At 51.0% G+C, this 26,675-nt stretch carries 24 protein-coding genes; 11 read left to right on the forward strand and 13 right to left on the reverse strand.

Translation table 11 applies throughout. The annotated features are described in order from the left end of the window. Nucleotides 1-79 precede the first annotated feature (79 nt). Nucleotides 80-2,008, reverse strand: a complete 1,929-nt coding sequence (locus tag KJB30_RS14135) for a biosynthetic peptidoglycan transglycosylase (protein ID WP_214300445.1) — start codon at nt 2,006-2,008, stop codon at nt 80-82. Nucleotides 2,009-2,169: 161 nt separating this feature from the next. After that, nucleotides 2,170-2,694, reverse strand: a complete 525-nt coding sequence (locus KJB30_RS14140; protein ID WP_214300447.1) for a nitroreductase family protein — start codon at nt 2,692-2,694, stop codon at nt 2,170-2,172. A gap of 293 nt (nt 2,695-2,987) precedes the next feature. Between KJB30_RS14140 and KJB30_RS14145 the strand changes: the two genes are divergently transcribed. Further along, complete coding sequence (locus KJB30_RS14145) at nt 2,988-3,350, forward strand: endonuclease domain-containing protein (RefSeq protein WP_214300449.1); 363 nt, start codon at nt 2,988-2,990, stop codon at nt 3,348-3,350. Nucleotides 3,351-3,609: 259 nt separating this feature from the next. On the opposite strand, the gene KJB30_RS14150 is transcribed toward KJB30_RS14145, so the two are convergent. Both KJB30_RS14150 and KJB30_RS14155 read right to left on the reverse strand, forming a co-directional pair. After that, entirely contained in the window at nt 3,610-4,668 is a 1,059-nt protein-coding gene (locus tag KJB30_RS14150) for an NAD(P)-dependent alcohol dehydrogenase (RefSeq protein WP_214300451.1), read from the reverse strand. 210 nt (nt 4,669-4,878) lie between these two features. Next, on the reverse strand, nt 4,879-5,883 hold the full coding sequence (locus KJB30_RS14155; RefSeq protein ID WP_214300453.1) for an aldo/keto reductase: 1,005 nt from the start codon (nt 5,881-5,883) through the stop codon (nt 4,879-4,881). A 411-nt stretch (nt 5,884-6,294) separates the two neighbouring features. Here KJB30_RS14155 and KJB30_RS14160 point away from each other — a divergent pair, with 411 nt between their 5' ends. The 3 genes from KJB30_RS14160 to KJB30_RS14170 all read left to right on the forward strand — a co-directional run bounded on the left by KJB30_RS14160 (nt 6,295) and on the right by KJB30_RS14170 (nt 8,240). Further along, nucleotides 6,295-6,648 (forward strand): flavodoxin family protein, encoded by a 354-nt coding sequence (locus tag KJB30_RS14160; RefSeq protein WP_496198535.1) that lies wholly within the window; start codon nt 6,295-6,297, stop codon nt 6,646-6,648. Then, nucleotides 6,639-7,163, forward strand: a complete 525-nt coding sequence (locus KJB30_RS14165; protein ID WP_214300454.1) for an EcsC family protein — start codon at nt 6,639-6,641, stop codon at nt 7,161-7,163. Before KJB30_RS14160 ends, KJB30_RS14165 begins: the two co-directional genes overlap by 10 nt. Before the next feature lie 141 nt (nt 7,164-7,304). Then, a complete protein-coding gene (locus KJB30_RS14170; RefSeq protein ID WP_214300455.1) occupies nt 7,305-8,240 on the forward strand; it encodes an AraC family transcriptional regulator in 936 nt (311 codons plus the stop codon). 125 nt (nt 8,241-8,365) lie between these two features. On the opposite strand, the gene KJB30_RS14175 is transcribed toward KJB30_RS14170, so the two are convergent. Further along, a complete protein-coding gene (locus tag KJB30_RS14175; protein WP_214300456.1) occupies nt 8,366-9,682 on the reverse strand; it encodes an ATP-binding protein in 1,317 nt (438 codons plus the stop codon). A gap of 199 nt (nt 9,683-9,881) precedes the next feature. Between KJB30_RS14175 and KJB30_RS18495 the strand changes: the two genes are divergently transcribed. From KJB30_RS18495 to KJB30_RS18670, 4 genes are all read left to right on the forward strand, one after another. After that, entirely contained in the window at nt 9,882-10,037 is a 156-nt protein-coding gene (locus KJB30_RS18495; protein WP_214300457.1) for an SEC-C metal-binding domain-containing protein, read from the forward strand. A gap of 54 nt (nt 10,038-10,091) precedes the next feature. Beyond that, complete coding sequence (locus KJB30_RS14185) at nt 10,092-10,706, forward strand: hypothetical protein (RefSeq protein ID WP_214300458.1); 615 nt, start codon at nt 10,092-10,094, stop codon at nt 10,704-10,706. Between the two features lie 128 nt (nt 10,707-10,834). Next, on the forward strand, nt 10,835-11,482 hold the full coding sequence (locus tag KJB30_RS14190; protein WP_214300459.1) for a hypothetical protein: 648 nt from the start codon (nt 10,835-10,837) through the stop codon (nt 11,480-11,482). A gap of 388 nt (nt 11,483-11,870) precedes the next feature. Continuing rightward, entirely contained in the window at nt 11,871-12,224 is a 354-nt protein-coding gene (locus tag KJB30_RS18670; protein ID WP_281415658.1) for a beta-eliminating lyase-related protein, read from the forward strand. A 147-nt stretch (nt 12,225-12,371) separates the two neighbouring features. On the opposite strand, the gene pruA is transcribed toward KJB30_RS18670, so the two are convergent. Beyond that, on the reverse strand, nt 12,372-15,383 hold the full coding sequence (gene pruA, locus KJB30_RS14200) for an L-glutamate gamma-semialdehyde dehydrogenase (protein ID WP_214300460.1): 3,012 nt from the start codon (nt 15,381-15,383) through the stop codon (nt 12,372-12,374). Nucleotides 15,384-15,510: 127 nt separating this feature from the next. Between pruA and KJB30_RS14205 the strand changes: the two genes are divergently transcribed. Beyond that, entirely contained in the window at nt 15,511-16,260 is a 750-nt protein-coding gene (locus tag KJB30_RS14205; protein ID WP_246545706.1) for a FadR/GntR family transcriptional regulator, read from the forward strand. A gap of 63 nt (nt 16,261-16,323) precedes the next feature. Here the strand turns inward: KJB30_RS14205 and KJB30_RS14210 are convergent, their stop codons facing one another. From KJB30_RS14210 to KJB30_RS14240, 7 genes are all read right to left on the reverse strand, one after another. Then, the gene (locus KJB30_RS14210) at nt 16,324-16,767 is read right to left on the reverse strand and encodes a universal stress protein (protein ID WP_214300462.1); all 444 of its coding nucleotides are present in this window, start codon (nt 16,765-16,767) and stop codon (nt 16,324-16,326) included. Nucleotides 16,768-16,822: 55 nt separating this feature from the next. Next, nucleotides 16,823-18,568: a cation:proton antiporter gene (locus tag KJB30_RS14215; protein ID WP_214300464.1), complete on the reverse strand. Its 1,746-nt coding sequence runs from the start codon at nt 18,566-18,568 to the stop codon at nt 16,823-16,825. 63 nt (nt 18,569-18,631) lie between these two features. Next, nucleotides 18,632-21,178, reverse strand: a complete 2,547-nt coding sequence (locus tag KJB30_RS14220; RefSeq protein WP_214300467.1) for an efflux RND transporter permease subunit — start codon at nt 21,176-21,178, stop codon at nt 18,632-18,634. 84 nt (nt 21,179-21,262) lie between these two features. Next, a complete protein-coding gene (gene secF / locus KJB30_RS14225; protein ID WP_214300469.1) occupies nt 21,263-22,195 on the reverse strand; it encodes a protein translocase subunit SecF in 933 nt (310 codons plus the stop codon). A 220-nt stretch (nt 22,196-22,415) separates the two neighbouring features. Continuing rightward, nucleotides 22,416-22,730 (reverse strand): hypothetical protein, encoded by a 315-nt coding sequence (locus tag KJB30_RS14230; protein ID WP_214300471.1) that lies wholly within the window; start codon nt 22,728-22,730, stop codon nt 22,416-22,418. Nucleotides 22,731-23,054: 324 nt separating this feature from the next. Beyond that, on the reverse strand, nt 23,055-23,465 hold the full coding sequence (locus KJB30_RS14235) for a rhodanese-like domain-containing protein (protein WP_214300473.1): 411 nt from the start codon (nt 23,463-23,465) through the stop codon (nt 23,055-23,057). 152 nt (nt 23,466-23,617) lie between these two features. Beyond that, nucleotides 23,618-23,836, reverse strand: a complete 219-nt coding sequence (locus tag KJB30_RS14240) for a hypothetical protein (protein ID WP_214300475.1) — start codon at nt 23,834-23,836, stop codon at nt 23,618-23,620. A gap of 138 nt (nt 23,837-23,974) precedes the next feature. Here KJB30_RS14240 and KJB30_RS14245 point away from each other — a divergent pair, with 138 nt between their 5' ends. Further along, a complete protein-coding gene (locus KJB30_RS14245) occupies nt 23,975-24,619 on the forward strand; it encodes a hypothetical protein (RefSeq protein ID WP_214300477.1) in 645 nt (214 codons plus the stop codon). Between the two features lie 320 nt (nt 24,620-24,939). Next, nucleotides 24,940-26,361 carry a radical SAM protein gene (locus KJB30_RS14250; protein ID WP_214300479.1) on the forward strand — a complete coding sequence of 474 codons (1,422 nt, stop codon included), beginning with the start codon at nt 24,940-24,942 and terminating at the stop codon, nt 26,359-26,361. Nucleotides 26,362-26,675: the final 314 nt, after the last annotated feature.

Consider the following 26,675-nt stretch of genomic DNA (forward strand, 5'->3'; position numbering starts at 1 on the left):
AAAAAAAGGTGGTGGAGCCACATTTCCCGCTTCACCGCAAGTATGCAACCTGCGTTGTCAGATTGATGGAGGCGGAAGGTTACGGCGCTGGAACTGCATCGGTGAGAAGCGGCGGGATTGCGGGGGAAGGGGGAGTGACTATGCTGTCCTCTTGTTCTGCTTCGGTTTCCTTGTGGCGCATCTGCTCAATTCTTGCTTCAGAGACACCCGCATTCAGCAGATCATCATCGTTGGCAGCACCCAGACGATACATCTTGCACAGGATGACCCGCAGGTATTCCTGCCACCCACGGCCTACCTTCGAAAGGGGATCCGTGGGCCAGTTTTTCGGACGAGCTATTATGGAAGCGAGAAACGCCGACTCCACTGGTGACAGTTTTGCGGGGCTCTTGCCGAAATAGTAGCGCGAAGCGGGACCAATGCCGTAGATGCCGTCTCCCCATTCGATAATGTTCAGGTAGATCTCCATCATCCGCTTTTTGTCCAGGTTCTGCTCGAGCGCCACGGTGATGAGGACCTCCTCAAGTTTTCGACTTAACGTACGTTCAGGGGACAGGAAAAGATTCTTTGCCAATTGCATGGAGATCGTACTGGCACCACGGACAACTCTGCCGGCTTTCAGGTTGTCTACCAACGCGCCCCTGATGTGCCTTGTGCTGAATCCCCTGTGAGAGAAAAAGCGAGGATCCTCCGCCGCCATCACTGCGCTTTTGAGAGAAAAGGGTATCTTTGCATAAGGGATGAAATCAGGGTTTTCGGGGCTGAGCAGGATCGGAATTTCTTTTTCCGGCTTCATCCTTACCTTGTGGAGAAACTCACCCTTCAGGCGTTTTATGTCGATCTCCCCGCCCAGGTTCAGGATCCCCAGCCGGTCTGTGTGGCCGGTGAAGCGGTAGTCCAGGCTATCCGGTTCCGCCATGTCCAGATGAATTCTGAATATCCCCGTCATGCTGCCGGAGAGCCTGATTGCTGGCAGGCTGGGGCGAAGCGAGGGGGGTAAGGCGTCGATCGCATTGTCATAGGAAAAATTCTGGAACTTTGTCGTCAGGTCTATCACCGGTTTGTCCCATCCCTGAATGTTCCCCTGAACGAGAGCCCTTTCACCTGCCAGGCTGATGGTGGCGGCCAGGTTTTCAATTCCGCTGCCGGTAAGATCAGCCTTCAGGTCAAAAGGGAGATGGAAGCCATCGACGGTTTTGGAAGATATCAACGGAGAGCGGAGTCCCTGGGTTACCAGGGTGCCGCTCCCCTTGATGGCGAAGTTTTTATCGTCATTCGTGGTTGCTGTGAGATTGCCGGTTACGGCCAGGTTTGCAAGGGGGAGATGGACAGTTGATACTGGCGCAAGGAGTGCAATTGAAAAGTTGTCCGCATGCAGGTGATACTGTTTCGCTGTTCCCTGTATCAGCGTTATCCGTGCCGATTCCTGGTCTCCTGAAAGTTTCAGGCTTACGGAGTGCTTGGCGGGATCAAGATCAGCTTCGAGGCTTTTGTAGAAGCGGGTTGATTCTCCTGCTCCGGTTTTTACCAGGATAGTGACGTTGGTGAACGATAACCGGCGGGGGAACGCTATACCCTCCTGTGCGGTACCGCGGATTTTTCGGGAGGCTGCAAGCTGGGGAGAATTCCATTCTCCGCGGTCATTCCGGGTAAGAGTCAGCTTTATCTGGTCACCGTAAAGGGTTCCAAAAATGTCGCTTTGCGCACTGTTCTTCTGCAGGTAACGGCGGAGATTGACTTGTGAGTGGATCTCCTTTGCTTCGAACAAAGGTTCTCCTGAGGTCGAACAAATGGTGATGTCAGATGCCTTGATGCCCCAGGGAAAGCAGGGACCAACCGATGATACGACACAATTCATGCCGGTAAGTGACCCGGCAAGCGCTGAAGCTTTGTTGCTCAGATAATTGAAGGCACCAAAGGCAGCCAGAGCACTCGCAAGCATTGCAATGACAACAATTGCAAGACTCCGTTGAAAGCGGGTGCGAGAGTCTTGGGGGTGCAGTTCCATGATTCTTCCGTAGGAGAGGCCTGGCATACAGGAATGGTACCTCCCTTCGTGGAAGAATCAAGAAAGCCTGCTCCGTGTCGGTTCCTCAGCGGTTTCCCCGAATTCACGCAGAAACGAAGAGGGCGGCCCGTTTGGCCGCCCTAATAAGTACTCCTCAATTCTTAAGCCCACCGATTCCAGCGGATTTTATCCCGCTGAAGGGCAGCCTCTGGAAGTGGCGTTTTTTGTTCCGCCGGGTGCCCGATGCCGATGATACAGGTCACCTTTACCTGCTCCGGCAACCCCAGCACTTCCTGTACATACTTCTCGGCCGACTTCACATCGTCATGCTGGCGATTGCGCATCTGCGCCCAGCAACTGCCAAGCCCAAGCGACACCGCAGTCAGCTGAATGACGATGGCGGCGATGGAGCAGTCTTCCACCCAGACATCGGACTTGGTGCTGTCGGCACAGACCACGATGGCCAGCGGCGCGTTCTTCAGAAAGTCTGAGCCGTGCTGCTTGGCCTTTGCCAGTTTCCTGATCGTCTCGGGATCGTCCACCAGAATGAATTCCCACGGGTTGATTCCCCGTGAAGATGGTGCCCTCAGCGCAGCTTCAATGAGGATGTCCACAGCCTCCCGGGCGATTTTTTGAGGGGTAAACTGCCGGAAGCTGCGGCGTATGCGGAGTAGATCGATGAACATGGGACCTCCCTGAAGTGTCATACGCTGAAATCATATAGAAAACTGATCAGCTATGCCATTTAAAGTACATTCATCAGTTTATTGCCGGTATCCTACGCGGAATGAGAGTTTTCATAACCCTACCTGTCCTCCCCTTATCTTAAGGGGAGGGACGCATGGTTTTGGCTATGGTGGCGTTTGGGACGTTTCGGCCCGTTTTTCAGATAAATTACCAGTGATTTGCTAGCACGTTCCCCCTCTTGAGGCAAGAGGGGGACAGGGGGAGTTATGAGAGTTATGAGGTGTTTAAGCTTATGAGCTTCCTGAAAAACGATCCATATTTGAAAAATCGCCGCTGCAAACTGCGCCGCACACAGACCGATGCCGAAAGGGCTTTCTGGAGCAAGGTGCGGAACGGACAGTTTTTCGGGCTGAAGTTTTTCCGGCAGTACAGTGTCGGTCTGTACATTCTGGATTTCTATTGTCCGGCTAAAAAAGTGGCCGTAGAACTGGACGGTGGTCAGCATAATCTGTCCGATGGCAGAGAATACGACGATGAGCGAACTGCTTATTTGAACGGCCACGGAATTGTAGTTGTGCGGTTTTGGAATAATGAGGTGTTGCAAGAGATTGAAGGGGTGCTTTCTCGATTGGCGATGGAAACTGGAAACGGCTAAACCCCAGTTCATAACCCCACCTGTCCTCCTTTAGGCCCTGTGGGTCCCTTATCTTAAGGGGAGGGACGCATGGTTTTGGCTATGGTGGCGTTTGGGACGTTTCGGCCCGTTTTTCAGATGAATTACCAGTGAGTTTGCTAGCACGTTCCCCCTCTTGAGGCAAGAGGGGGACAGGGGGAGTTATGAACCTGTGGTGAGGCACGAACCACATCGTCTTTGCGTCTTTGCGGGATGAAATGCAGATGTCAGGTTCATTTATTCAGCCCTTCAGCGATGCCATATCGATGGAGAAGCGGTACTTCACATCCGACCTGACCATTCTCTCGTAGGCTTCGTTTACTTTCTGAATGGGGATGACTTCGACATCGGCGGTGATGTTATGTGCGCCGCAGAAATCAAGCATTTCCTGGGTTTCCGGGATGCCGCCGATGATCGAGCCGGAGAGGCTGCGGCGGCCGAACAGCAGGGCGAATGCGGAGACCTGGAGCGGTGTTTCTGGCGCGCCGACCAGGGTGATGTTGCCGTCGCGGCCGAGCATGTTGATGTAGGCGTTGATGTCGTGATCCGCGGCGATGGTGTCGAGGATGAAATTGAAGCTGCCGGCGTGCTGCTGCATTTCTTTAGCGTTGGTGGAAATGATGACCTCATCGGCACCCAGGCGCAGTGCATCCTCTTTCTTGCCGGGTGAGGTGGTGAAGACAACGACGTGGGCGCCGAAGGCCTTGGCGAATTTGACCCCCATGTGCCCCAGTCCCCCCAGGCCGACCACGCCAACCTTCTTGCGCGTGATGTCGCCCCAACGGCGAATCGGTGAGTAAGTGGTGATCCCGGCGCAGAGCAGGGGGGCGACGCCGGCAAGATTGAGGTTGGTGGGAACGCGAAGCACAAAGTGTTCATCGACGACAATGCTTTCGGAGTATCCGCCGTAGGTAACCGGAGCCGTCTGATGTTTGTCCGTGCCATTGAAGGTGAGGGTCTGGTTGGGGCATAGCTGCTCCAGGCCATCCTTGCAATTGGGGCAGGTGTGGTCCGAATCCACCAGGCAGCCCACCGCCGCCAGCTCGCCCGGCTTGAATTTGGTGACGCCTGGGCCGACCTTGGTGACACGGCCGACAATTTCGTGGCCGGGAACAATTGGATAGACCGTGGGCATTATGCTGTGCCACTCGTCACGCACCGAGTGGAGGTCGGAATGGCAGATGCCGCAGAAGAGGATTTCGATCTGCACGTCGCGGTCAGTGGTGTCGCGCCGCTGGATGGTGGTAGAGGCCAGGGGGGATGTTGCGCTGGCTGCTGAATAGGCTTTGGCTTTGTACATGGTGTGTTCTCCTGTTTAGTTTGAGTTTGGCGTCATTATTTCAGTGTATTGCTCCATAACCCCACCTGTCCTCCCCTTAGCTTAAGGGGAGGGACGATACAAAGTGAATATTGGTGAAATTCCAGCCTTAGTGACAATGGAACGTTCCCCCGCTTGAGACAAGAGGGGGACAGGGGGAGTTATGATTCGATGCTGAATAGTTTCGCGTGCTCACCGCCCGGTCAGCTGTTCCAATTTCTCAGGATACCGGGCTCCTTCCACTTTGATCTTTTCGGCGGCGCTGTCAATTTCGCGCAGATCGTTGGCGGTCAGTTCAATGGTAACTGCTCCAATATTCTCGTCCAGACGCTCCAGTTTGGTCGTGCCCGGGATCGGCGCAATCCACGGCTTCTGGGCCAGCAGCCAGGCAAGCGCTATCTGGGCTGGTGTGGCCTTTTTACGATCCGCAATAGTGCCGAGCAGATCGATCATTGCCTGGTTCGCCTTGCGGGCTTCCGGTGTAAAGCGGGGGAGGGTGGTGCGGAAGTCGGTGCTGTCGAAGGTTGTGCTTTCGTCGATCTTTCCCGTAAGGAAACCCTTGCCCAGGGGGCTGTAAGGGACAAGGCCTATGCCGAGTTCTTCGAGTGTCTGCAGCAGTCCTTCTTCAGGGCGCCGGAACCACAGTGAGTATTCGTTCTGTACACAGGCCACCGGCTGCACTGCGTGAGCCCGGCGAACGGTCTCGATGCCTGCTTCCGACAGGCCGAAATGCTTGACCTTGCCTTCCTGAATCAGCTGCTTCACTGCGCCGGCTACCTCTTCAATCGGCACGTCCGGGTCGACCCGGTGTTGATAGAACAGATCGATCACATCGGTCCTCAGCCGTTTGAGGGAGGCTTCGGCCACCTCCCTGATGTGTGCCGGCCTGCTGTTGAGGACCGGCCCAGCACCTTTCATCGCCCTTGGATCGACACTGGTGTCGAAACCGAATTTGGTGGCAATCACCACCCGGTCTCGCAGGGGAGCTAGTGCCTCTCCAACCAGCTCCTCGTTGGTGAAGGGACCATAGACCTCTGCCGTATCAAAGAATGTTACACCCCGTTCCACCGCCGTGCGGAGGAGCGAAATCATCTCTTGCTTGTCCTTGGGAGGACCGTAGGAAAAGCTCATTCCCATGCATCCCAATCCTATTGCTGAAACTTCCAGGCCGCTTTTTCCCAAGATACGTTTTTGCATTGTTTTCTCCTCTGATTTGCCTAAAAGCACCTACTGGTGCGTCGTAGCGTGAAACAAGTTTTTGTTTCGACTTCGTCTCGTCCAAGACCTCGCGCTTTGTTGAATTGTATCCTACCCCTGAACAAATAAAAGAAGGTAGACCGATCCTGCTGGTTTCTTGCCTAATCGTGCGATGGTTTGGATAATGTTTGTAATAGAAGATGGAGAAGTAACTAAGAAATTGTGCTAAAAGCAGGAGTGTTGCCCGTTTGACCGGCAAAGGCGAGTTGCACATAACGCTGTCACGGGTTCGTTTTATTGCTTGATTGGGTGAGATGGATATAACCCAACAACGAGGCTGACAGTGTGCAGGAACGGCGGAGATCATGATAGAAATAGTGTAAGCCAACCACTACAAGAGGAGAAAGACACATGAACGTCATCGGAATCAACGGAAGTCCACGGAAGCAATGGAACACAGCTACACTCGTGGCTCAGGCACTGGAAGGAGCCGCAGCACTAGGGGCTACAACGGAGCTGTTTCATCTTTACGATCTGAACTTTAAGGGTTGTATAAGCTGCTTCGCTTGCAAGACACGCGGAGGTAAAAGTTACGGAAAATGCGTCCTGAATGATGACCTGGCACCGGTGCTGGAAAAAATAGCTGCTGCCGATGCCCTTGTCATCGGTTCGCCGATATACTTCGGTACAGTTACCGGTGAAACGCGCAGCTTTCTCGAGCGCCTGCTTTTCCAGTACCGTGGCACAAGTTTGCCGTGGCTGTGACCGGTGCAGGTGGCGGAGCGTTCGGCTTGCCGGCTCTGACGATAGAGTTGCCGCTCTCCACGGCTATCATGCTCCGGTCAATCGCCGACATTGCCCGCAGCGAAGGAGAGGATTTGGATCACGCCGATTCAAAACTGCAATGTGTCCATGTTCTGGCTCTTGGCGGCACTACAAAAGGCGACGACAGTTCTGAAACAGGTTATTTTGCAGCACGGGCCGCGCTTGCCAAGTCCATCTCTGAAGCGGCGGCGCATGTAACAAAGATGGGCTTGTCGCAAAAAAGTGCTCCTGCCATTGTCAGACTGATAACCCAGGTCGCATCAAGGTTTTCGATTGTCGTATCTGAAAAAGCGGCAGCACAGGCAGTGCCTCTTGTTGGGGCAGTCGGTGGCGCTGCAATAAACGCGCTATTCATTGACCATTTTCAGGACATGGCAAGAGGCCATTTCATTGTTCGCAGGCTGGAGCGGATTCATGGCCAGGAAATGGTCCGTCGGCATTATGATGAATTATAAGCCAGAATGAAATGAGCTAAAACTTTAGAAAGAACACGGACCAATAGCCAATCCTCTCGATTTATTGCCTGATAGTACGGACTGCTGGATAACTGTTGTCGCATTAAATGCGGTCAGGTAGTATTTGGTCAGGAGGAATATATGATAAACAAACCAGTTATAAAGGAAATCAAGGATAACAGGCTGGAAGACTCGATCTTGAACTTAGGCGAAAGCATTGCCCGATTGACCGAAAAAGGAGATCTGCACACAACAGCCGTTCGGGGCTTGTCGCTGTTTCGGCGGGAGGAAGTGACCGAGCCGACCACCGGTATGTACGAACCGAGCATTTGTCTGGTTGCCCAAGGGGCTAAACGGGTCCTGCTGGGAGATGACGCCTTTGTGTATGATGCGCACCATTATCTGATTACGGCAGTAAATTTACCCACGGTTGTACAAATTATCGAAGCAAGTCCGGAGAGGCCTTACCTGGGGCTCAGGTTGAAATTTGACCTGCATGAAATAACCCAGATGATGGTAGACAATAATCTTCCCAAACCGCGTACACAACAATCCAGCCGTGGCATGGCGACCGGAGAAGTAACGCTGCCACTTCTCACCGCCATTCAGCGCTTGATCGATCTGCTTGCCGACCCGCAGGATATACCGATACTTGCACCAATAATTCAGCGGGAAATCATCTACCGGTTACTTGTGGGTGATCAGGGTGAGCGCTTGCGCCAGATTGCGACGGCGGGGAGTCAGAGTAATCAGATAGCGCGGGCAATCGATTGGTTGAAAGGCAATTTTACACAGCCGTTAAGTATCGATGACCTCGCAGCGCAATCAAGCATGAGTACTTCATCCTTTCATAATCACTTCCGGACGATGACTGCTCTCGGCCCATTACAGTTCCAGAAACAGCTCCGCTTGCAGGAAGCCAGGCGTCTGATGCTGGCAGAACGAATGGATGCTGCAAACGCGGCGTTTCAGGTCGGCTACGAAAGTCCTTCCCAGTTCAGCCGTGAGTACAACCGCATGTTTGGGGCGCCACCATTGCGGGACATAACTCATTTACGTCAAATGGCTGCTGCGTAATAGACAAGTGTTACCTCTGGAAGGTAGACGTCCCTTTGAGTTGGGGCAACGATTGGCAGGTGCGGAGAGCATAGCAGCTTAATAGTGTGAAAGTGAGGCCGATCCTGTTTCAGGAGATATCTGCGTCAGCTTTTCACAAGTCCCAGCAGGAATTTTGCCACCGGAATACAATGAATCCTGCCACCAGCGGTATCGATCACATCTTGATAATCGTTGGTCACTAGTATCGATTCTGCCGCTTCATGGCCCTCCAAAGGTTTTTGGAAACAGGCCAGCTCTCGGTCCGGTATGCTGGTCACTGATGCATCTTCATACCAGACTTGAATCCGCTTGGTGATCTTCATCCCCTCTTTGACCACAAAGTCAGTTTCGCTACCGCCCGTGTGATAGTAGACTTCCTCATGAAGTCGCTTCAGGTGGCAGAAGACCACATTTTCCACCAGCCAGCCCATATCTTCGGAAAACGCGAAGGCGATCCGGTTGCGCAGCCCGGTATCGATGGCATACGGCTTGAACCCGGCCCGCATAGTGCTTTTGAGCGAATAGGAAAACATCTGCAGTTGAAACAGCAAATAGCTTTCCATTATGGCCGATACATAGTTTTCGGTCTTGTCCTGGGAGATGGTGAAGTTGTTCTTCAGTTTGGTGATGCTGGTCAGTTTGGCGACGTTGGTCAGCAGATACACCGCCAGGTTGCGCAGGTTGGAAACATCTCTGATTTCGTAGCGAGTAACGATATCCCGGTAGAGCAGATCCTCGAAATAGTTCTTGAGCAGGAGCTCTTTGTCATCGGTTGATTCTCTCAACACCACTTCCGGAAATCCGCCGTATTTCAGGTAGTCGTTGAACGATTTTCGGACAGTCGCTTTCCGGGACGTATAATCAAGCTCGCTCCCGACTTCCAGATTACCGAACCGCAGAAATTCCTGAAACGAAAGCGGGTAGACTTCAAACGACACATGCCTGCCGGTCAGCTTGGTGCCGATCTCGCGGGAGAGCATCTGTGACGATGACCCGGTGACGAATATCTTGATATCTTCTGTTTCACTGCGCCCCCGTACCCAGCTCTCCCAGCCGGGTACATTCTGCACTTCATCCATGAAGAGCCAGCATTTCTCTTCCGGCTGCACCCGTTCCCGATAGGTGCGATATATCTGCTCCAGCAGTTCCACAGAATATTCCGAGGAGAAAAGCGGCTCTTCCAGGTTGACCCGCAGGATAGAGGTCGGCTGCACATTACGGGCAAGCAGTTCCCCAATTACCTGCGCCATGAGGGTTGACTTGCCGCACCGTCGCACCCCTTTGAGGACAACAATTTCCTTGGAATCAAGCTGGCCGAGGCAGTCAGCGAGAAGATCTCTCGTGATACCGGCATCGATGTCGCCAGTGGTCCAATATCGATTGTAGGAGGAGAGGATTTCGTAAAGTTTGGTCGTTTGCATAACTTATCACCGGTATACTGAGTATTTTATGTAACATTATAATCGGTATACCGGTGAGTCAAGGGGTTTTTGAAATTGTTTAAAACTGAGGACTGGCTGTACTGACGTAGGGGGGGTGATGTTCCTCTGTCGGGAGACCCGCCACTTCAGGGTTTCGCGCTCGAAAATTATTGACGTGGGTGGGGCGAGGGGGTAGTTAATGTCGGAAGGCAAAAATAGAAATAAGCGCTGCTCCTGTGGCAGCGGTAAGAAGTTTAAAAATTGCTGCTTCCTGAACCGCAAAACAAGAACAACGAGTATTACGGTGGATATGGGGAGACCGGTTGCAATTGACGCTGTCAGAGTGACCCCATAGGGCGAAGTTGCATTCTTTCATAAAGGTCAACAGTTAACGCCGGTGCAGGCTAACTTGGAAACTTCATATGAAAGAGCGAAAAAGCCAAAGGTTCTCCATAAATCACAAATACAAGCTGATGAATTACGAACTGATATTCATGTCGCGCTCTGCAATTACGACCTATTTTACGTGATTGATACCAACACCAAGATCATAAATAACAATAAGATATCTGTTGCCTGTGTTATTTTATGCAAATTCAGGCCAAATGATGACATGACGTTAGCTTTCTTTGCCCCCATTCATGCTCTAGAGTTTTGGAATATTCCGCATAAACCAGAAAATACAGCGTGGCGAGAAGCAATACTTGCGATTATGGCCAATCCTTATTTTAAGGAAGATTTTAAAGTAGGACTTTTAGTTGATTCAGATCTTGGAGACATTCCCGCCTATAATTTAAGAGATAAACCTATTATCGATGATTTTTTCTTACCTACTAATTTTGAGTTGATTTACGCGAGCTCTGACGCTGGCAAAGAATACTTTGTTAACAAGTTGATTTCAGAGTGCGATAAAGAGTCAAGCAAGATTTTTGAACTGATTGAATCTACCCCACATGACCATCCAACACTAATTGCTGTTGAAGATAAACCTTTTTCACATTTAAGAGTATGGAACAAGTCTTAATCTAACATGCGGCGACAGCCGGCCTTCGCTTCGCTCCACCGCTCCGCTTTGATTACCAAGAATAAAAATGACCGAATTGTTTTGCTGACTTGAGTTCGGACTAACATCAAGAAACTGAAGGAGTAAAGGTGTCGTCACTAATTTTCTATACCAATGAAAGTCAAGCATTAATTGCCACCGACACACTTGCTACATCAAACAAGATACCAGGTGTCCCTTTTAAATTCACCACCAAGGCTTTTATCGTTCCACACCTACGCATGGTCATTGCTGGAACAGGATGCGGCGGATTCTGCGATAGGTGGTTTCTTCACATAAATGACAGAATGATTGTCAAAGGTATCGTCAACCTCGACTATCACACACCTAAAAACCTTGCCTTGCTCTGGAGTAGCTACAAAAAAGAGTTCTCCATTCCTGACAACGCTACAACGACTATTTTCCATTTTGGTTTCTCCGAAGAAGATCAAAAACTGTATCCGATCATGTACAGTTCTGCGGACAATTTTGAATCAAAAGTCATCCCATATGGATTGTCAGGAAAACCAGAGTTTAACTGCCCAGAATCATACGAACTACCAAAAGACTTCAAAACCATGATGAACAGCCAAAGAGAACTGCAATCATCTGAAACCAAAGAAAACAAAATTTATATCGGAGGAGAAATTCTACTGATTCGGCTTGAGATAGACGGATTTATTGTGCAGTCCCTCGGCAGGTTTGACGACTATGATTCAGATAAGTCGGCAATTTACAGCAATTACGGGAAGGTATAGCCAGCCGGTTAGACACCGCCCCAAAACTGGGGGGATCAACCTATTCGGATTCCTTTCGGATTCCGGGCAGTGCCCCAAGGAATTTCTCCCGTGCTGACGGCGAGGATTGCTACAGCTGGGTGCCGGTAGAATTTGCTCCGCTACCAAAAGCGTAGGTAAATTTCTGAAAAAGATTATTTGAAGGGGAACAAGATGACCGGACATATGATTGACCTTCGCAGCGATACCGTGACCCGGCCGACACCGGAAATGCGCGCGGCCATGATGGCAGCCGAGGTGGGCGATGACCCCACAGTAAGCAGGTTGCAGGCCGCCGTGGCGGAGCGCAGCGGCAAGGAGGCCGCCCTGTTCCTGCCCAGCGGGCACCCAGAGCAACCTGGCGGCGTTGATGGCCCATTGCGAACGAGGCGACGAGTACATCGTCGGCCAGCTTGCCCATGCCTACAAGTTCGAGGGGGGCGGCGCGGCGATCCTCGGTTCCATCGTGCCCCAGCCCATAGAGAATGCGGCCGATGGTTTGCTGCTGCTGGACAAGGTGGCTGGTGCCATCAAGCATCACGGCCCCGGCCTGGGGGCGCACTTTGCCCGCACCCGGCTGCTGGCGCTGGAAAACACCTTCAACGGCCAGGTGTTGCCGGCCGACTACGTGCGCCAGGCCGTGGCCCTGGCCCGGGGGCTAGCCACGCACCTTGACGGCGCCCGTATCTGCAAAGCTGCGGTGATAAAAACGAATAAGTTATGACACCACAACAGGGCGCCTTGATAGGCGCCCTCCTCATTACCTCAATCCCCAAAAAAAAGGCCCGCATGGAGCGGGCCCTGTAATCAGTCATTCCTCATTTCAACCTATCTTCTCCATTTCCTAAACCCGACAGACTCCGGGATTTTTCTATTCTACCCAATCGTCATCCTCTTCCATAGGTGCGAAGCCCCGGCGCATGGTGTTTTCGGTAACCACCCGCGGATCCATGAAATGCAGCAGATAATCAGGGCCGCCGGCCTTGGTGCCGACACCTGACATGCGTGCTCCGCCGAAGGGCTGGCGCTGAACCAGGGCGCCGGTGTTGTTGCGGTTGATGTAGAGGTTGCCGACGCGCAGTTCGCGCCTGGCCTGGGCCAGATGCTCCGGCGAGCGGCTGAAGATGCCGCCGGTCAGGGCGAAGCGAGTGGAGTTGGCCCATTCGATGGCCTGGTCGAAGTCCTTGGCGCGCATCACAGCCAGTACCGGTCCGAAGACCTCCTCCTGGGCCAGGCGATGCTCCGGCCGGATGCCGCCGATGATGGTCATCGGCACCCAGAAGCCTTCCCCCTGCGGGGTCGGGCTCATGTAGAGCACCTGGCCTTCCTGCTTGCCGATGTTGATGTATTCCAGAATGCTCTTCATGGCCTTGTCGTCGGACACAGCCCCCATGTAGTGGGCGGGATCTTCGGAAGGCCCGACGCTGGTGGCCTTGGCCATGGCCAGCAGGCGCTCCATGAAACGGTCGTACACTGCATCCAGTACGATCAGGCGTGAACAGGCCGAACATTTCTGCCCCTGGAAGCCGAAGGCTGAATAGAGCACGTGCGGCACCGCCTCGTCCAGATCGGCGTCATCGTCGATGATGACGGCGTTCTTTCCCCCCATCTCGGAGATGATCTTTTTGACATTTGGCTGTCCGGGGTGGACCTTGGCGGCACGCTCGACGATGCGTAGGCCAACCTCCATGGAGCCGGTGAAGGCGATCAGGCTGATATCGGGGTGGTCCACCAGGAAGTCACCCATCACGCTGCCCCGTCCCGGTACGAAGTTGAAGACGCCGTCGGGCAGGCCGGCTTCGCGGAAGATCTCGACCAGGTGATGGCCGATGATGCCGGTAATTGCCGATGGTTTGAATACCACAGGATTGCCGGTGACGATGGCGGCCGAAGCCATGCCCATGCTGATGGCCAGGGGGAAGTTCCAGGGTGCGATGATTGCCGCCAGCCCCTTGGGTTCGTAGAAGTAATGGTTCAGTTCTCCCGGGGCGTGTCCCACCCGCTGGGGCTTGCCTAGCCGGATCATCTCCCGGGCGTAGTATTCGAGGAAATCGATGGCCTCGGCCACATCGGCGTAAGCCTGGTCCCACTGTTTCCCGATCTCCAGCACCTGCCAGGCGGACAGTTCGAAAGCGCGCTTCCGGGCGATTTCGGCTGCCTTGAGCAGGTAACCGGCACGCACTTCTGGTGGAGTGTCACGCCAGGCCGGAAAGGCGGATTTGGCTGCGGCTATGGCCTTTTCCACTTCCGGTATGCCGGCCTGGCAGATGAGACCGAGTACCTCGGAGGGTTTGGCCGGGTTGACGGTGGGGATGGTGTCGCTGGTGGTGACTTCCCGGCCATTGATGAACAGCGGGTAGGTCTTGCCCAGCTGGGCGCGAACGGAGCTGATGGCTGCGGGGAAGGCCGCGCGATGCTCGGCACGGGTGAAATCAACCATGGCCATGTTGTTGAAGCGGGACAGGCCGCCCGGGCCGCTGTGTGATTTTTTCGGTTTGGCCGCACGGGCTGTGCGTTCCCGTTCCGCCGTCACTGCCGGGTCTTCCAGCAGGCGCTCGATCTGGGCTTCTTCGGCAAAGCTCTGGCGCAGGAAGGACTCATTGGCTGTGTTTTCCAGCAGCCTGCGCACCAGGTAGCCCATGCCGGGCACCATGTCGCCGTAGGGGCAGTACAGGCGGACGCGGCCGGCCACCTTGAGTATGCCTTTGCGAACCGGTTCGGCCATGCCGTAGAGCACCTGGAACTCGTAGCGCTCGTCGGGCACGCCCAGCTCTTTGGCGATTTCCAGCACTGCCGAGATGCTGCGGATGTTGTGGGAGGCGCAGGCGAAATGGCAGATGTCGTGGTTCTCCAGGATCATGCGCGACTGGCGTTCGAAAGCGGCATCCGACTCGGCTTTGATTGTCCAGACCGGGATCTCCCAGTCATTCTGCTTGGCCTTGACGGTCTCGTAGTCCCAGTAGGCTCCCTTGACCAGGCGCACCGACAGCATCACCTTCTGCTGCCGTGCCCAGGCCAGCAGATCGGCCAGGTCCTTGTCGGTATCCTTCAGGTAGGCCTGCAGTACGATGCCCAGGTGGGGGTAATCGCGGTATTTGAGACGCAGGCGGCGGTACACCTCCAGGATGATCTCCTTGTGGCGGTAGGATTCCATGTCGATGCACAGAAAGCCGTTCAGCTCCATGGTCTTGATCAGTATGCGCTCCATGCGTGCCATGATGGCGACAACAGATCCTTCGAAATCCTGGGGGTTGGCCAGGCAGAACAGGGCGGTGGGCTTGACGGCGATGTTGACTTTGGGGGCGTGTCCCCAGTCCAGCTTGCTGTCTCCCCCTTTACCGGCCAGACCGCTCCAGCTGCCCTGTTCCTTCTTCATGGCCTCCAGTAGTTCCAGATAGGTATTCACGTAGGTTTCAGCCTCGGCTTCGGAAAGAGTTGCCTCACCGAGCACGTCCATGACGGCCGTAAAACCCTCCTTGCGCAGCTTTTCCAGGTTCTTGATGGCTTCTTTGGTGGTCTCGCCCACGATGAACTGCCGGGCCATTTCCTGGATATTGGCAGAAATGGCCTTGTTGAGCACCGCTCCCCCCAGTGAACCGAACATGCCGGCCACCTTGGCGCCGGTGGAAAGGAAGGAGGGCATCTCCTTCTCGTTGCCGAAGTACTCCCTGATGTGATCGGTCAGCAGTTTGCCGTTGGTCAGGGCCGGGAAAACGTCCACAAAGCGGAACATCTGTACCTTGAACTGTTCGTTCTTCATGCTCCAGTCCATCGCCTTGCCCATCCAGGCGCCTTTGTTGAACAGCGACGGTTTCTCGCCGCTGATGGAGTTGAAAAATTCCTTGCCCCTGCCGATGATTTTGGCGTTCAACGCTGGTTCCATATTGTTCTCCTTGTTCCAAGTATTATATCATCATCTTGAATATGCGCGAATGGTTTAACCATTCGTAAAATTTTTGCCGCTGATTGTCAAGAAATTCCTGCTGCCTCTTGTCCTGGGAGCAGGTCTGATGTATAAGGAACGACAATTTAAAGGAAAACACATGTTCAAACAGGTCAGACAAAACAAGGCATATCAGGGCGTAGTAGAACAGATCGAGGAGACCATCGTTGCCGGCACCCTCAAGCCGGGCAGCCTGCTGCCCGCCGAGCGCGAGCTGAAAGAACAGTTCGGTGTCAGCCGGGGGACGCTGCGCGAGGCATTGCGGGTGCTGGAGCAGAAAGGGCTGATCGAGATCCGCACCGGTGTTTCCGGCGGCTCGGTTGTCCGGGAAGTCAACGGCGACAAACTCAGCGAAAACATCGGCCTGCTGATCCGCAACCGTACCGTATCGCTGCAGGACCTGGCCACCTTCCGTGAAGGGATCGAGGGGGGCGTGGCTGCCCTGGCGGCCCAGCGAGCCAGCGAAGGGGATATAGCTTTCCTGCGGGAGCTGTTGGGGGAGGCCGAAGGCCATCTCAAGCTGGGGCGCAAGGGATGGAACGCTTTCATCCGCACCGATGAAAAGCTGCACATGGCCCTGGCGCGCATCAGCGCCAACCAGCTGTACATAAGCGTGCTGGAGAGCGTCTATAGCAACATCCACACCTATTACGACAACTATCTGAGCTATGGCAAGCAGAGGCTGCAGGAGAACTATGACGATCTGCGCGGCATTGTCGAGGCAGTGGCGGCCGGCGAAGGAGAAAAGGCCCGTAAGCTGGCCCAGGGGCATGTGGAACGCTTTAATGCCTATATGGAGAAGAAAGGCGCGACTTGAACAGCAAACCTCCGACTAGTCAGGCAGGTCAGACCAGTCCGACAAGTCCGATTGAATCCACATTCAGAATTTATTGCGTATGATTTCAACCGAGCAATGCGCATTAATAGCGACGGCCAGAGCGACGGAGCCCAGAAACAGATATCGAATAGCCCCCGTGCCGTTGGATCCGAGCACGATCAGATCGGCACCCCAGCGTTCCGCCTCGTCCAGAATGACTTCCTTGGGCAGTCCCTCCAACAGCACAGGTGTAACACGAATGTCGGCGCGTTGTTCAAGGTGCGCTGCGGCATCGTGCAGGCGCTTGGCAGCTTCCCCTCCTTGTTGTTTGAAAACATCATCAAAAACTTCGGGATGATGAAATTTCTCGCGAAACAGCATTGATTCCAGTGGAGTCATCACGGTTATGATGCGAACCTCACTCTCAGCTGGCCAGGGCCGTCGGCATACTTCTGCTACTGCTGCGTCACTGCTCGGTGATCCATCAATTGCAAGTAGAATTCTCATGGCGATACCTCGTTACACAGATTCAATTCAAAATATGCGCATCAGGTTCAACTGGCTATACCGCCACGGTTCCCCCTGACAGCTCGGCTCTGACCCGTTCCCGTTCACGGTCGATCTGTTCGTCGGTAGCACCAAGCTTGCGCAGCATGTGCTCCGTCATGTTGAGCGCAATCTCTCCTTCTCCCGAAAAGACGGCATTGGCTCCAGCCCGGCGCAGGGCCGGAATATCCCGCAGATACGCCGCACGTGCAAAGATGCGGAGGTTGGGATTAAGGCTCCGCGATATTCGGATGACCTCTTCGGTTCCCTGCATTCCCGCAGAGGTGAGGATAAGGGCAAAAGCAGTTTCCACCCCGGCTTGTTTCAGGGTTTCCTGAAGCGAAGCATCACCGTAGATGACCGCAATGCCTTCGGTCTGGAGATGGCGGACGCTGTGGAGGTTCATCTCCACGACGATGGGATCGATACCGTTCTCGTCGAGCAGTCGTGCCAGAGTCCTTCCTGTCGGTCCATATCCCACAATGATTGCGCTATCCCGTGAAACAGGCATGTCACTGGGAATGGTTTCTGCTCCCTCCAGCTTGTGTGGCTTTGACCGGGCTTCAAGCATCTGCCACAGACGGGTGTGCTTGACCCGGTTTTCCAGAGGGGCGATGAGACGGTACAGGAGCGGATTGATGCTTATTGAGATGATCGAGGCGGCGATGAGCGTGTTGGCTTCACTTTCACCCAGAACTCCCAGGCTTCTGCCGAGAGTAGCCAGGATGAAGGAAAATTCTCCGATCTGGGCCAGGGCCACGGCAACAGAGAGTGCGACACGCGGGGCATACCCGAGGACAAGGACGATAACAAGCGCGGCTAGCGGTTTCCCCACCAGAATGATGGCAAGGGTGGTAAACACGAGGCCGGGAGATTCCATCAGGTGGGCAGGATTGAAGAGCATTCCCACCGAGACGAAGAAAAGGACCGCAAAGGCGTCCCGCATCGGCAGCGCCTCGGAAGCAGCACGAAAGCTGAAATCAGACTGCCGTACCACCATGCCGGCCAGAAAGGCTCCGAGAGCCATGGAAACACCGAACATCTGGGCGGAACCAACTGCAATTCCCAGGGCAAGAACCAGGACCGTGAGGGTAAACAGCTCCCGTGAACGGGTGGCGGCAACGTGCTCCAGCAGCCAGGGGATCAACCGGCCGCCAATCAGAAAAGTCAGGGCGACGAGGAGGATTATTTTTCCCAGAGAGATGGCGATGGCCAGGGGAAGGCCCGTGGCGCCGCTAACGGCAGGGCCGAACAGTACGGGGAGAATTACCAGCAGTAAAACTGTGAACAGGTCTTCAACCACCAGCCATCCAACAGCAATGTGTCCGGTGGGCGTATGGAGTTCATTGTGATCCACCAGCACGCGCAGGAGCACCACCGTACTGGCAACGGACACGGCAAAACCGAAGACGATCCCGGCAGACCAACTCCAACCCAGCCATCGTGCGACCATGACACTCAGCAGGGTGGCAACGAGACTCTGGAACACGGCTCCGGGTACCGCCACACGGCGCACCTCCAGCAGTTCCTTGACATGGAATTGGAGGCCGACGCCGAACATGAGCAGAATAACCCCGATTTCGGCAAACTGCTCGGCCATGGCGCGATCGGCAACAAAACCGGGAGTATTCGCTCCAACCGCGATTCCGGCCAGCAGATAGCCGACAATTGGTGACAAGCCCAGGCGGTGGGTCAGGTAGCCGAAAATCAGCGCCGCCGTTAAACCACCTGTCAATGTTATGATCAAATCAAGTTCGTGCATGTATCCAACCTTTCCTTTTTAAATATTCCATCCGTTCACACAACTCGAACAGGTTGTGGTCGGTTAGTTTGAATTGAGCATTCTTTTCCTTTTAATCAAAAAGAAGTGCATGAAAGCAGGTAACGTTACAAGGGTGAACAGTGTTGTTGCAGCAATACCAAAGTTGGTTGCCCATCCTATAGATGCCAGAGCACCATAATCAGTTAAAGCAAGTGAGCCAAATCCGGCTATGGTTGTAAGCGCTGAAAGGAGAACAGCTCTACCGGACTGAGTAAACCGACGCTGATATTCTTCCTCGACGCAGTTCCTGACCCTGTGAGCAATATGAAGACCGTAATCGCTCCCCATCCCGAGAATCGTCACCAATACCATCACGTTCATAAAATTGAGTCGCATTTCAAAAGCGGCCATCAATCCAAGCATAGCAATTACTCCGGAGAAAACCGGAAATAAAGAGCAGAAAATTCCTACCGGATCATTGAAGTGAGAAACAAGCAGCAGAAAGACAATTGCTCCACCAAGGATCAGTGCCCACACAAAGCTGTGTCTGACTGAATCGGTGAGTTGCTTGCTCACCAAGTCTACGCTCGTCGCACGGGCCAGAGGATCGATATCTGTCAACGCGCTGGAAAATGCAGCCTGCTTAAATTCTGCTCCTCGGTAATTCAGGTAAGTAAGCAGATGATACCCGTTTGTGTTATGGGTCAGATGCCTTTCCACAATGCCTCTGAACGGAGATTTGGACATCTCGGCAAGCCCATCGCTAACTGGCAAGAGCTTGGCTTGGGAAAGACTGGCAAGGTTCTGTATATAGTTATGGAAAGGTTCAATCGCGAAATCGTGCTGTGTCAGTGATTGTTCCAGGTCAGCGATAAGCTTGGTGCTGTTAAGACCAACTGACAGGGCCTCTACGATAGGGCGTTGTGTATTGGTTTCATTGATGACCTGCCCCAGAGAAGCATAGGAAACCAATTCACCACGCTGTTGAAGCTGTTCTGCCAGTACATCCAGTTTGCTTCCCCGTGACAGAACATCAGAAAGGTCTGTTCCTTCAATGGCAATGATCATCTGTTTTGGGCTTACGCTCAAATGCTGCTCCACCTTTTCCTGGGTGAGAAATGCTTCAGATGTGCGGGGCTGCATATTCTTTAATTCGGATTCGAAAGAGATGCCGGTAGCCGCAAATAATAGACAAATCACCATCAGCAGTGACAGGGCAATGTTGGGTCGCCAGTACCTCTGACCTATCTTCCAGATGCTGCCAAGACAGAAACCGGGTAACGGCTTGTACTCCTTGAGGGGATATTTCTTCTCCATGAAGATCAACAGTGGCGGCAAGAAAAAGAACGTTGCGTACAGGGAGAAAATTACTCCCAGCCCAACCAGAAGTCCCAGTTCGGCAAGAGCACGCACATCTGATACAACCAGGGCGAGGAATGGGAAGGCTGTTGTGCCGGCAGCGGTGAAGAGGGCATGGCCGGTGTCCACGTTCGCGAGTTGGAGAGATTCATTGGATGTTTTTCCGCTATTGCGTTCGAAATGAAAACGATCATAAAGATGAATTGAATAGTCTGTACCCAGGCCGATTATGAGAGAGGTAAATGCGAAAGATATGATGCTAATGGTCGGGAAGAATAAACCCGCCGAGCCCACGGCCAGCACAACTCCATATACCAGAATGAGTGGGATCAGCAGAGTCGGCAGTATTCTCCGATAGGAAATAAAGAAAAGAGCCAGGACAACCACCAGAGTCGAAATCAGTCCGGTGATAACATTCTCTTTCATGATGGACTCATCTGTAACCGCGCTCAGGTGGGCGCCGGCACAAGATATCTGGACGGTGGCTCCTTCGCGAGCCTTGTTGATAGCCGCCACCAGCTTTCTGGCAAAAGCAATTTCAGTCACCGGCTTGCTAGGTTCGGCGATAATGATCAGCACCTTGCCATCACGCGAAAGGAAATAAGGAGAAGAGGTGTCCAGATCAAGTGCCTGGGAGGCTGTCTTTAATCGCGGCAAAATAAGGTCACGCAGATAAAGTGGATCGGCTGCGATAAGGCCGCTAAAACTTCCTGGAGCGGCCAGCTCTGTTTTGGCTTTACGAAGAGATTGATCGATTAAATCAGGCTGGAGAAGCTGCTTGTAACGGGCAACATCCGAAGGAGACACAAAAAGCTGCGGGTGGGTAACCGCGTAGTTTAGGAATTCAGTAAATGGCTCAGCCTCAGTAGGATCAAAAATACGATATTTAACGTTATTGAAACCGGGAGTTCCATCCACAGAGAGATTTTGAAGTTTAACAGCGAAAACTTCAGCTTCTTTGATTATCGATTCCTTGTCCCCTTCGAGCAAAAAATAGACGTTTCCAGCGCTCCCTGTCCATTCAATTGTGTCCATGAAAAGAGCAAGCGGTCCCTTTTGAGGGAACAATTTGAAAATATCAGCTTCGAAATGGATCCTGCTGATTGAAAACAGGGAAAGTACGAAAACCAGGCAACATACGATAAATACTGCCGCTGGTTTGGTAGTCGTGACGAAGGAAATCCACTGCAGATGCCTCCGTATCAAAGCGTTGGAGGTGGAGACAATTTTACTTGATAGGTTTTTAATCATATGGGATCCGTTTGAAATGGAACATTTTATCAGTGCAAGAATTTTAGCTGATGTGCTTAACACCAGCATTGAAGGAGAGAGGTTTCAGATTTCTGCTTGAGTCATTTCCGGAAGGTTAATTTTCTTCCGTCGATTTTCCAGCTCCAGGACTATCGGGCTTGCTATAAATATTGATGAATAGGTTGCGATGACAATCCCTGCAACCAGGGCCAATGCAAAATCATGAATGACTTCACCGCCAAATAGTAATAATGAAATTGCTGCCAGGAAGGTGGTTAATGAGGTGATCACAGTCCGGGAGAGAACTTCATTAATGCTGTTGTTGAACGTGTTCGCCAGGGATTCCATTGAAGTTTTATTGAGATTTTCCCTGATGCGGTCAAATATTACCACCGTATCCGTCAGGGAGTACCCGGCAATGGTCAAAACGGCGGTAATGAAGAGGAGATTGATTTCCTTATCCATAATGTAAAACAGTGCAATCATAGCCAGCACGTCATGAAGTGTGGCGACTATGGCGCCCACGCCAAATTTAAAATCAAAACGCCAGGCTATATAAATAACTATTCCGATCATGGAGATAGCTACTGCCTTCAGGGTATCCTTCTTAAGTTTGTCACCGATTGAAGGACCAATCTCAGATGAACTTTCTTCTACAAAGGTATTTTCGGGAAATTCTTTTTTGAAGACTTCTTTGATGGTATCGGAAACCCTTCCTGTCGCCAGAGTAGTTTTTCCAACTTTAATAAGCAGCTTGTTTCCCTCTTTTATCTCCTGCAAGCTAGCCTCTTTGAGGTTGTTGCCGGCAAGAGCAGTCCGTGCTTTTTCCAAAGAAACCGGTTGTTGGAAATTGAGTTGGATTGATGTTCCTCCGGAAAAATCAATACCCATGTTAGCGGCGTTTCTGGCGATCTGTATAATGCCAATAATGCCTATAATCGCGATGATGCTTGAAATGATGAAGGTGATCTTGCTCTTACCGATAAAGTCAATTTCTGTTTTTTTTATGAATTGCATAATTTCCCCTGAATGCTGAGTTTTGATTTATATGCAGCTAAGTACACTATAATTTTATGGGATTTCAGTAGCTTGAGAGAAACATTCTACTTTCAGCCACAGCAGATAGAACTCTGCTGTGAGGTGTCCCTAGCTGACAGCAAAAAATGTTTGTAGTGAACGTACCCTCAGGCAAAAGCTGAGGGACCTTTCAAGCTAAGATATGGGGTGTTTGGAGAGATTAGGCGGGTGGTGCTCTTGCGGAAACAACTGAAATAGCGGTAAAGCTAAAGGAAGAAGATTTATTCTTTCTACTTGAAAGATATGTGACAGGACTTTTTACCTGATGATCAAAGTTTATAAAAACTAAGTACTGTGCAGATTTTTTTGTTGTTTTGAGTTGTGAAGATTGTAGCAGGGTTTTGGTAATTGCAGTTGTAGATGGTTTGCCTTTTTGTAAACTTGAAAGCTTCGGCTCCTGCGGATTTGAAATTTTTGATAGATTTATACCTTGGGATATAAATAGCACTGCGGCCACTATCACGAATGGCAGCATAAATTTCCTGTTTGTGGAATAAAACTCAAAAATATTCATGGTCAAAAGCTATACTAAATCATATTCAGGAGCAAGCAATATTAGCTGAGGTTTTGATCTGGTCATGGTCTGCAGGCCTGCATAAACAGTAAGCGCGGGATACAATTCTTAAATCATGGAGTAATAAAAAGGCTTTAACCTGTTCAGGGTTAAAGCCTTTGGATAAATTATATGTCAGGAGTCGTGACTATTTGGCTACCGGCAATCCATCGCTTTTCCAGTCTGCAAAGATCATCTCAGCAATGTTGGGGTAGGCCAGTTTCTGCAGTTTTCGATAGGCAGGGATTACAGCATTTCCTTATAGGGCCAGCCCTGCATGCCATCTTTCAGGATGAATATCCGTTTGTCGGAAATCCCTTTCTCCTTGAGGTACTCATAAGTGTTCTTTGCACCGCCACCGCCTCTGGGGCACACAACAACGATATCCGACTTCCCTGCTGCGAGCAGTGGAATAATTTTGTCCAGCTTCTGTTTCTCTTCGGTACTTTTGGCAGGAAAAGCATTCGTTTCAAGAGAACCTTTGAAATGGTGCTTCTGAAACTGCGCAGGCACTTGAATGTCGACGATATTCATGGCTTTACCGCTCTCCAGCCATTGTTTGAATTGTCCAGGGGCAACGTAGTTGTAGTCAGCCGCTACGGCTGGCACTACAAAGGCAAGCATGGATGCTATCAACAGGCACACAAGGTTCTTCATTTTCTCTCCATGGTCGTAGGTTTTAATTTCATTAATATGAGGGAGAGTGCCTGGTTCGTCAAATTCTTAATATCGATATTTTGATGTATATGGATTGCTTTTATTAATGCTATGCGCCCGTTCGTTGTGGTTAGATCTGTCTGGATGAAGGTTCATTTGCCATTGAAGGTAAACTGATCCTTGTCATCAAGAGGGGGAGTGCTGGTTCCTATCATTTTCAACTTCTTGATCAGATTGGTATTGGCCTCCTTAAGGGAGGAATTGGCCCTTGTATCAGCAGACCAGCCTTCAGGGTCCACTTCATCTGAACCTTCAACATACCCGGTTACTTTTCCGCTCCAGATGACCTTGTTATCTCTCAAGCTTGTCAAGGTTACGTCATCCAGAACAGTAGTGCCTTCATAATCACACCCAAAATTGTGAGGCTCAAAATTCCATCATAAAATTTCATTGGCAAACCTTCAAAACCAACATACATTTGTATCAGTTACCAAATCAGGAGGAAGGAAATGATACTCATGCCGGCAATTAAACGCACAATCTCCGCGTTAAGTCTCCTGCTGCTTGCTTCTGCATCGGCGGATGCTTTCGTGTTCGATGTCTGGAAATCAGGTATGAAAACCGATCGGGTCATTGAAGCAGGGAAAAAGAAGGGAGTTGCCGTCAAGTTGGATAGTGGCGGATTGTTTTCAAAAAAGGAACCTGAGGATTTGGCCGTAAAGGTTGAATATCACTGCAATACCAAGCTGATGGGGTATGATGCAAAGATACTTTTTTCCTTTGCGCCCTTGAGTCGAGTGCTGCACACGCTGCGGGTGACGGTAAAACTGCCGATGTCTTCGGAAAAGGCGGACATGGATGTTCTGGCTGACAGCATTGCCCGGCAACTGGATGTTAAATACAAGGAACAGGGCGAGCCTGCAGCCGAAAGCATGATAGGAGGAATGGTCGACAAGATGCGTGATGTCAAGCGTCGCAGCTGGAAGAGCGGCAGCGATACGGTAACGATGGAATCGCAATGGAAAATGGTCGGCGGCGAGGTGGCCGTCCTCTATGTTGACGACAAGCTTGCAGAAAAGGCAGGGGTTGAAGACCGCCAGGTCCGCGAGAAAAAACTGGAGCGTTCTTCAGGCAGCGACCGGAGCAAATTCTAAGAATGGAAGCTTAAATTCCGGACTTGATATGATTACTGGTGGTGAGCAAAGAGCCTTGGCTGAAAAAGCGAAGGCTCTTTTTTTCTGGGTAAATGCCGTAAGTGGATCCTATTGCGTTAATGCAAACTCGGCCATTTGCGCGACAAAGAAACGTGCGTCTTAAGCAAAAGAAGATCCAAAAATCCTGAAATTGACCAGAGAGGAGCCGAAAAAATGTGAAGGAGGTCTCCTTGGGTTGACTTTCCGGAAATGTGCGGGAGTCTACTTGACAGAGAAGCTTACGATAAAGGTAAAATTTAACAGCTTCTACGAGTACAAATATGGCAGATCTAGTTATAATTACTCCACATCTCAAAACTCATCTTGGAGGATGTGGCAAATACAGTTGTCAACTTGCAGCAACTATCATATCTAAATATTCAAACCATAGATCTATAGTTATTGAAGTTAATTTTGATGATGGAATAACCGCTGATTCACTGGTTGCCTGCGTTCAAGATGATTTAGGATTTAACGATCCGATATTTGGCTTTTCTCTTCTGATAAGTTCAAGTGCCGCCGATTATTTATTTATCTCTCGGGAATTAAAACGAAGAGGGTATAAAACTTTTATTGCGGGGGCAGAAATTGACTATGTATACCTACCCGAAGTAGGACACAGAACACATGAACATCGTTTTCAAGGAAACACAACGGAATTTGACTTTCTATTTGAAGGACCTGCTGAACATATTATTCCCGTTTTAGATGATATCCAAGATTGCAAAGAATATGCTGGAAGACCAGGTGTAACAACAGTAAGGGACTCCGAGGTTATAAGAGGAAATCAACCACAGTATTGTATTGAAAAACTAGTAGAAGTGGATTGGGGAAATCTCCTGATTTTAGGTGAGGATTTAAATAAGCGTGAAATTCAATCCGGTGTTGTTTTGGCACAGCGAGGATGTCCGTATGGTTCGCAATCAAAACTATTGGCAATAGATCCACCTATTGGGATAGATTTACCTCCCTATGAAATCCAAACCAAGGGTTGTAGTTTCTGTCATTATGGGGGACCGCTTACAATTCCACTTGAACACGTGCTTTCTCAAATAAGAAATATTCCATTATCAAATGGAAGGAGAAATTTCTATCTAAGTCACCAAAATCCATTTCCACTACTCCCCAAACTAATTGAGCAAGCAGAAGACATAGGTACTATCCATCTCATGTCATTGCCAGGGTTTATAAGAAATCATGCAGATAGAGTAAGGAGTACTATTATACAAGCTCAGAAAAAAAGAATTATATTAGATTTGTCGTGTATTGGTTTTGAAAGTTTTACTCCAAATGTCTTAAGAAATTTAAACAAAAACACGTCAGTTGAGCAAAATATGAGAGAAATAGAAATAATGATAGATCTGGAAGATAATTTTCGAAATTTTAATATTACTCCAGGTTGCCACGGTCTAATTGTACCAACTCCCTGGCACACATCAGACGATTTGGCTAAGGAATTCGCCCTGCTTAAAGAGAATGACAGGTTGAAAAGAACATACGGTGGGGCAATATTTTGCCGCCAATTAAGAATAACTCACACAGGGGGGCTTTCCAATTGGATAAGGTTTGTGGAAGAAAATGCTGGAGTAAACTATAAAAGGAACAGTTTCGGACAAATCGAATGGCATACAGATGCTGCCGAAACTTGGCCCTTTGAGTATAGTAGAAAAAACAAGACCGACGTTGTTGTCACTGATGATTAAAATATTACCCCGCCTTTAAAGACCTGATCAAGCGGCATTGAGTTGTTGTCCCTGCCTCCTTACTCGCCAGTCTCGCAAAACTGGTGAGTCCTTTTTATCCCTAAATTTCAATCTTTTTGAATTTGCAAATTGCAGGCAAAGTATAACGCGTAAAATAGTTAATAAAAACACTGTCTTACCAATAGATTTCTAAATTGAACACAGATTGGCTTCCTCATTTTTGACAGGTGTTCAGCAACTGATATGCTTATTCTAATACGTTAAGAAGGGACTATTAAAGCGATGCAGGCGCAACCATTTGAAAGCATTGCGAC

Source organism: Pelotalea chapellei (genome assembly GCF_018531195.1).
GTDB classification, from domain to species: Bacteria; Desulfobacterota; Desulfuromonadia; order Geobacterales; family Pseudopelobacteraceae; genus Pelotalea; species Pelotalea chapellei.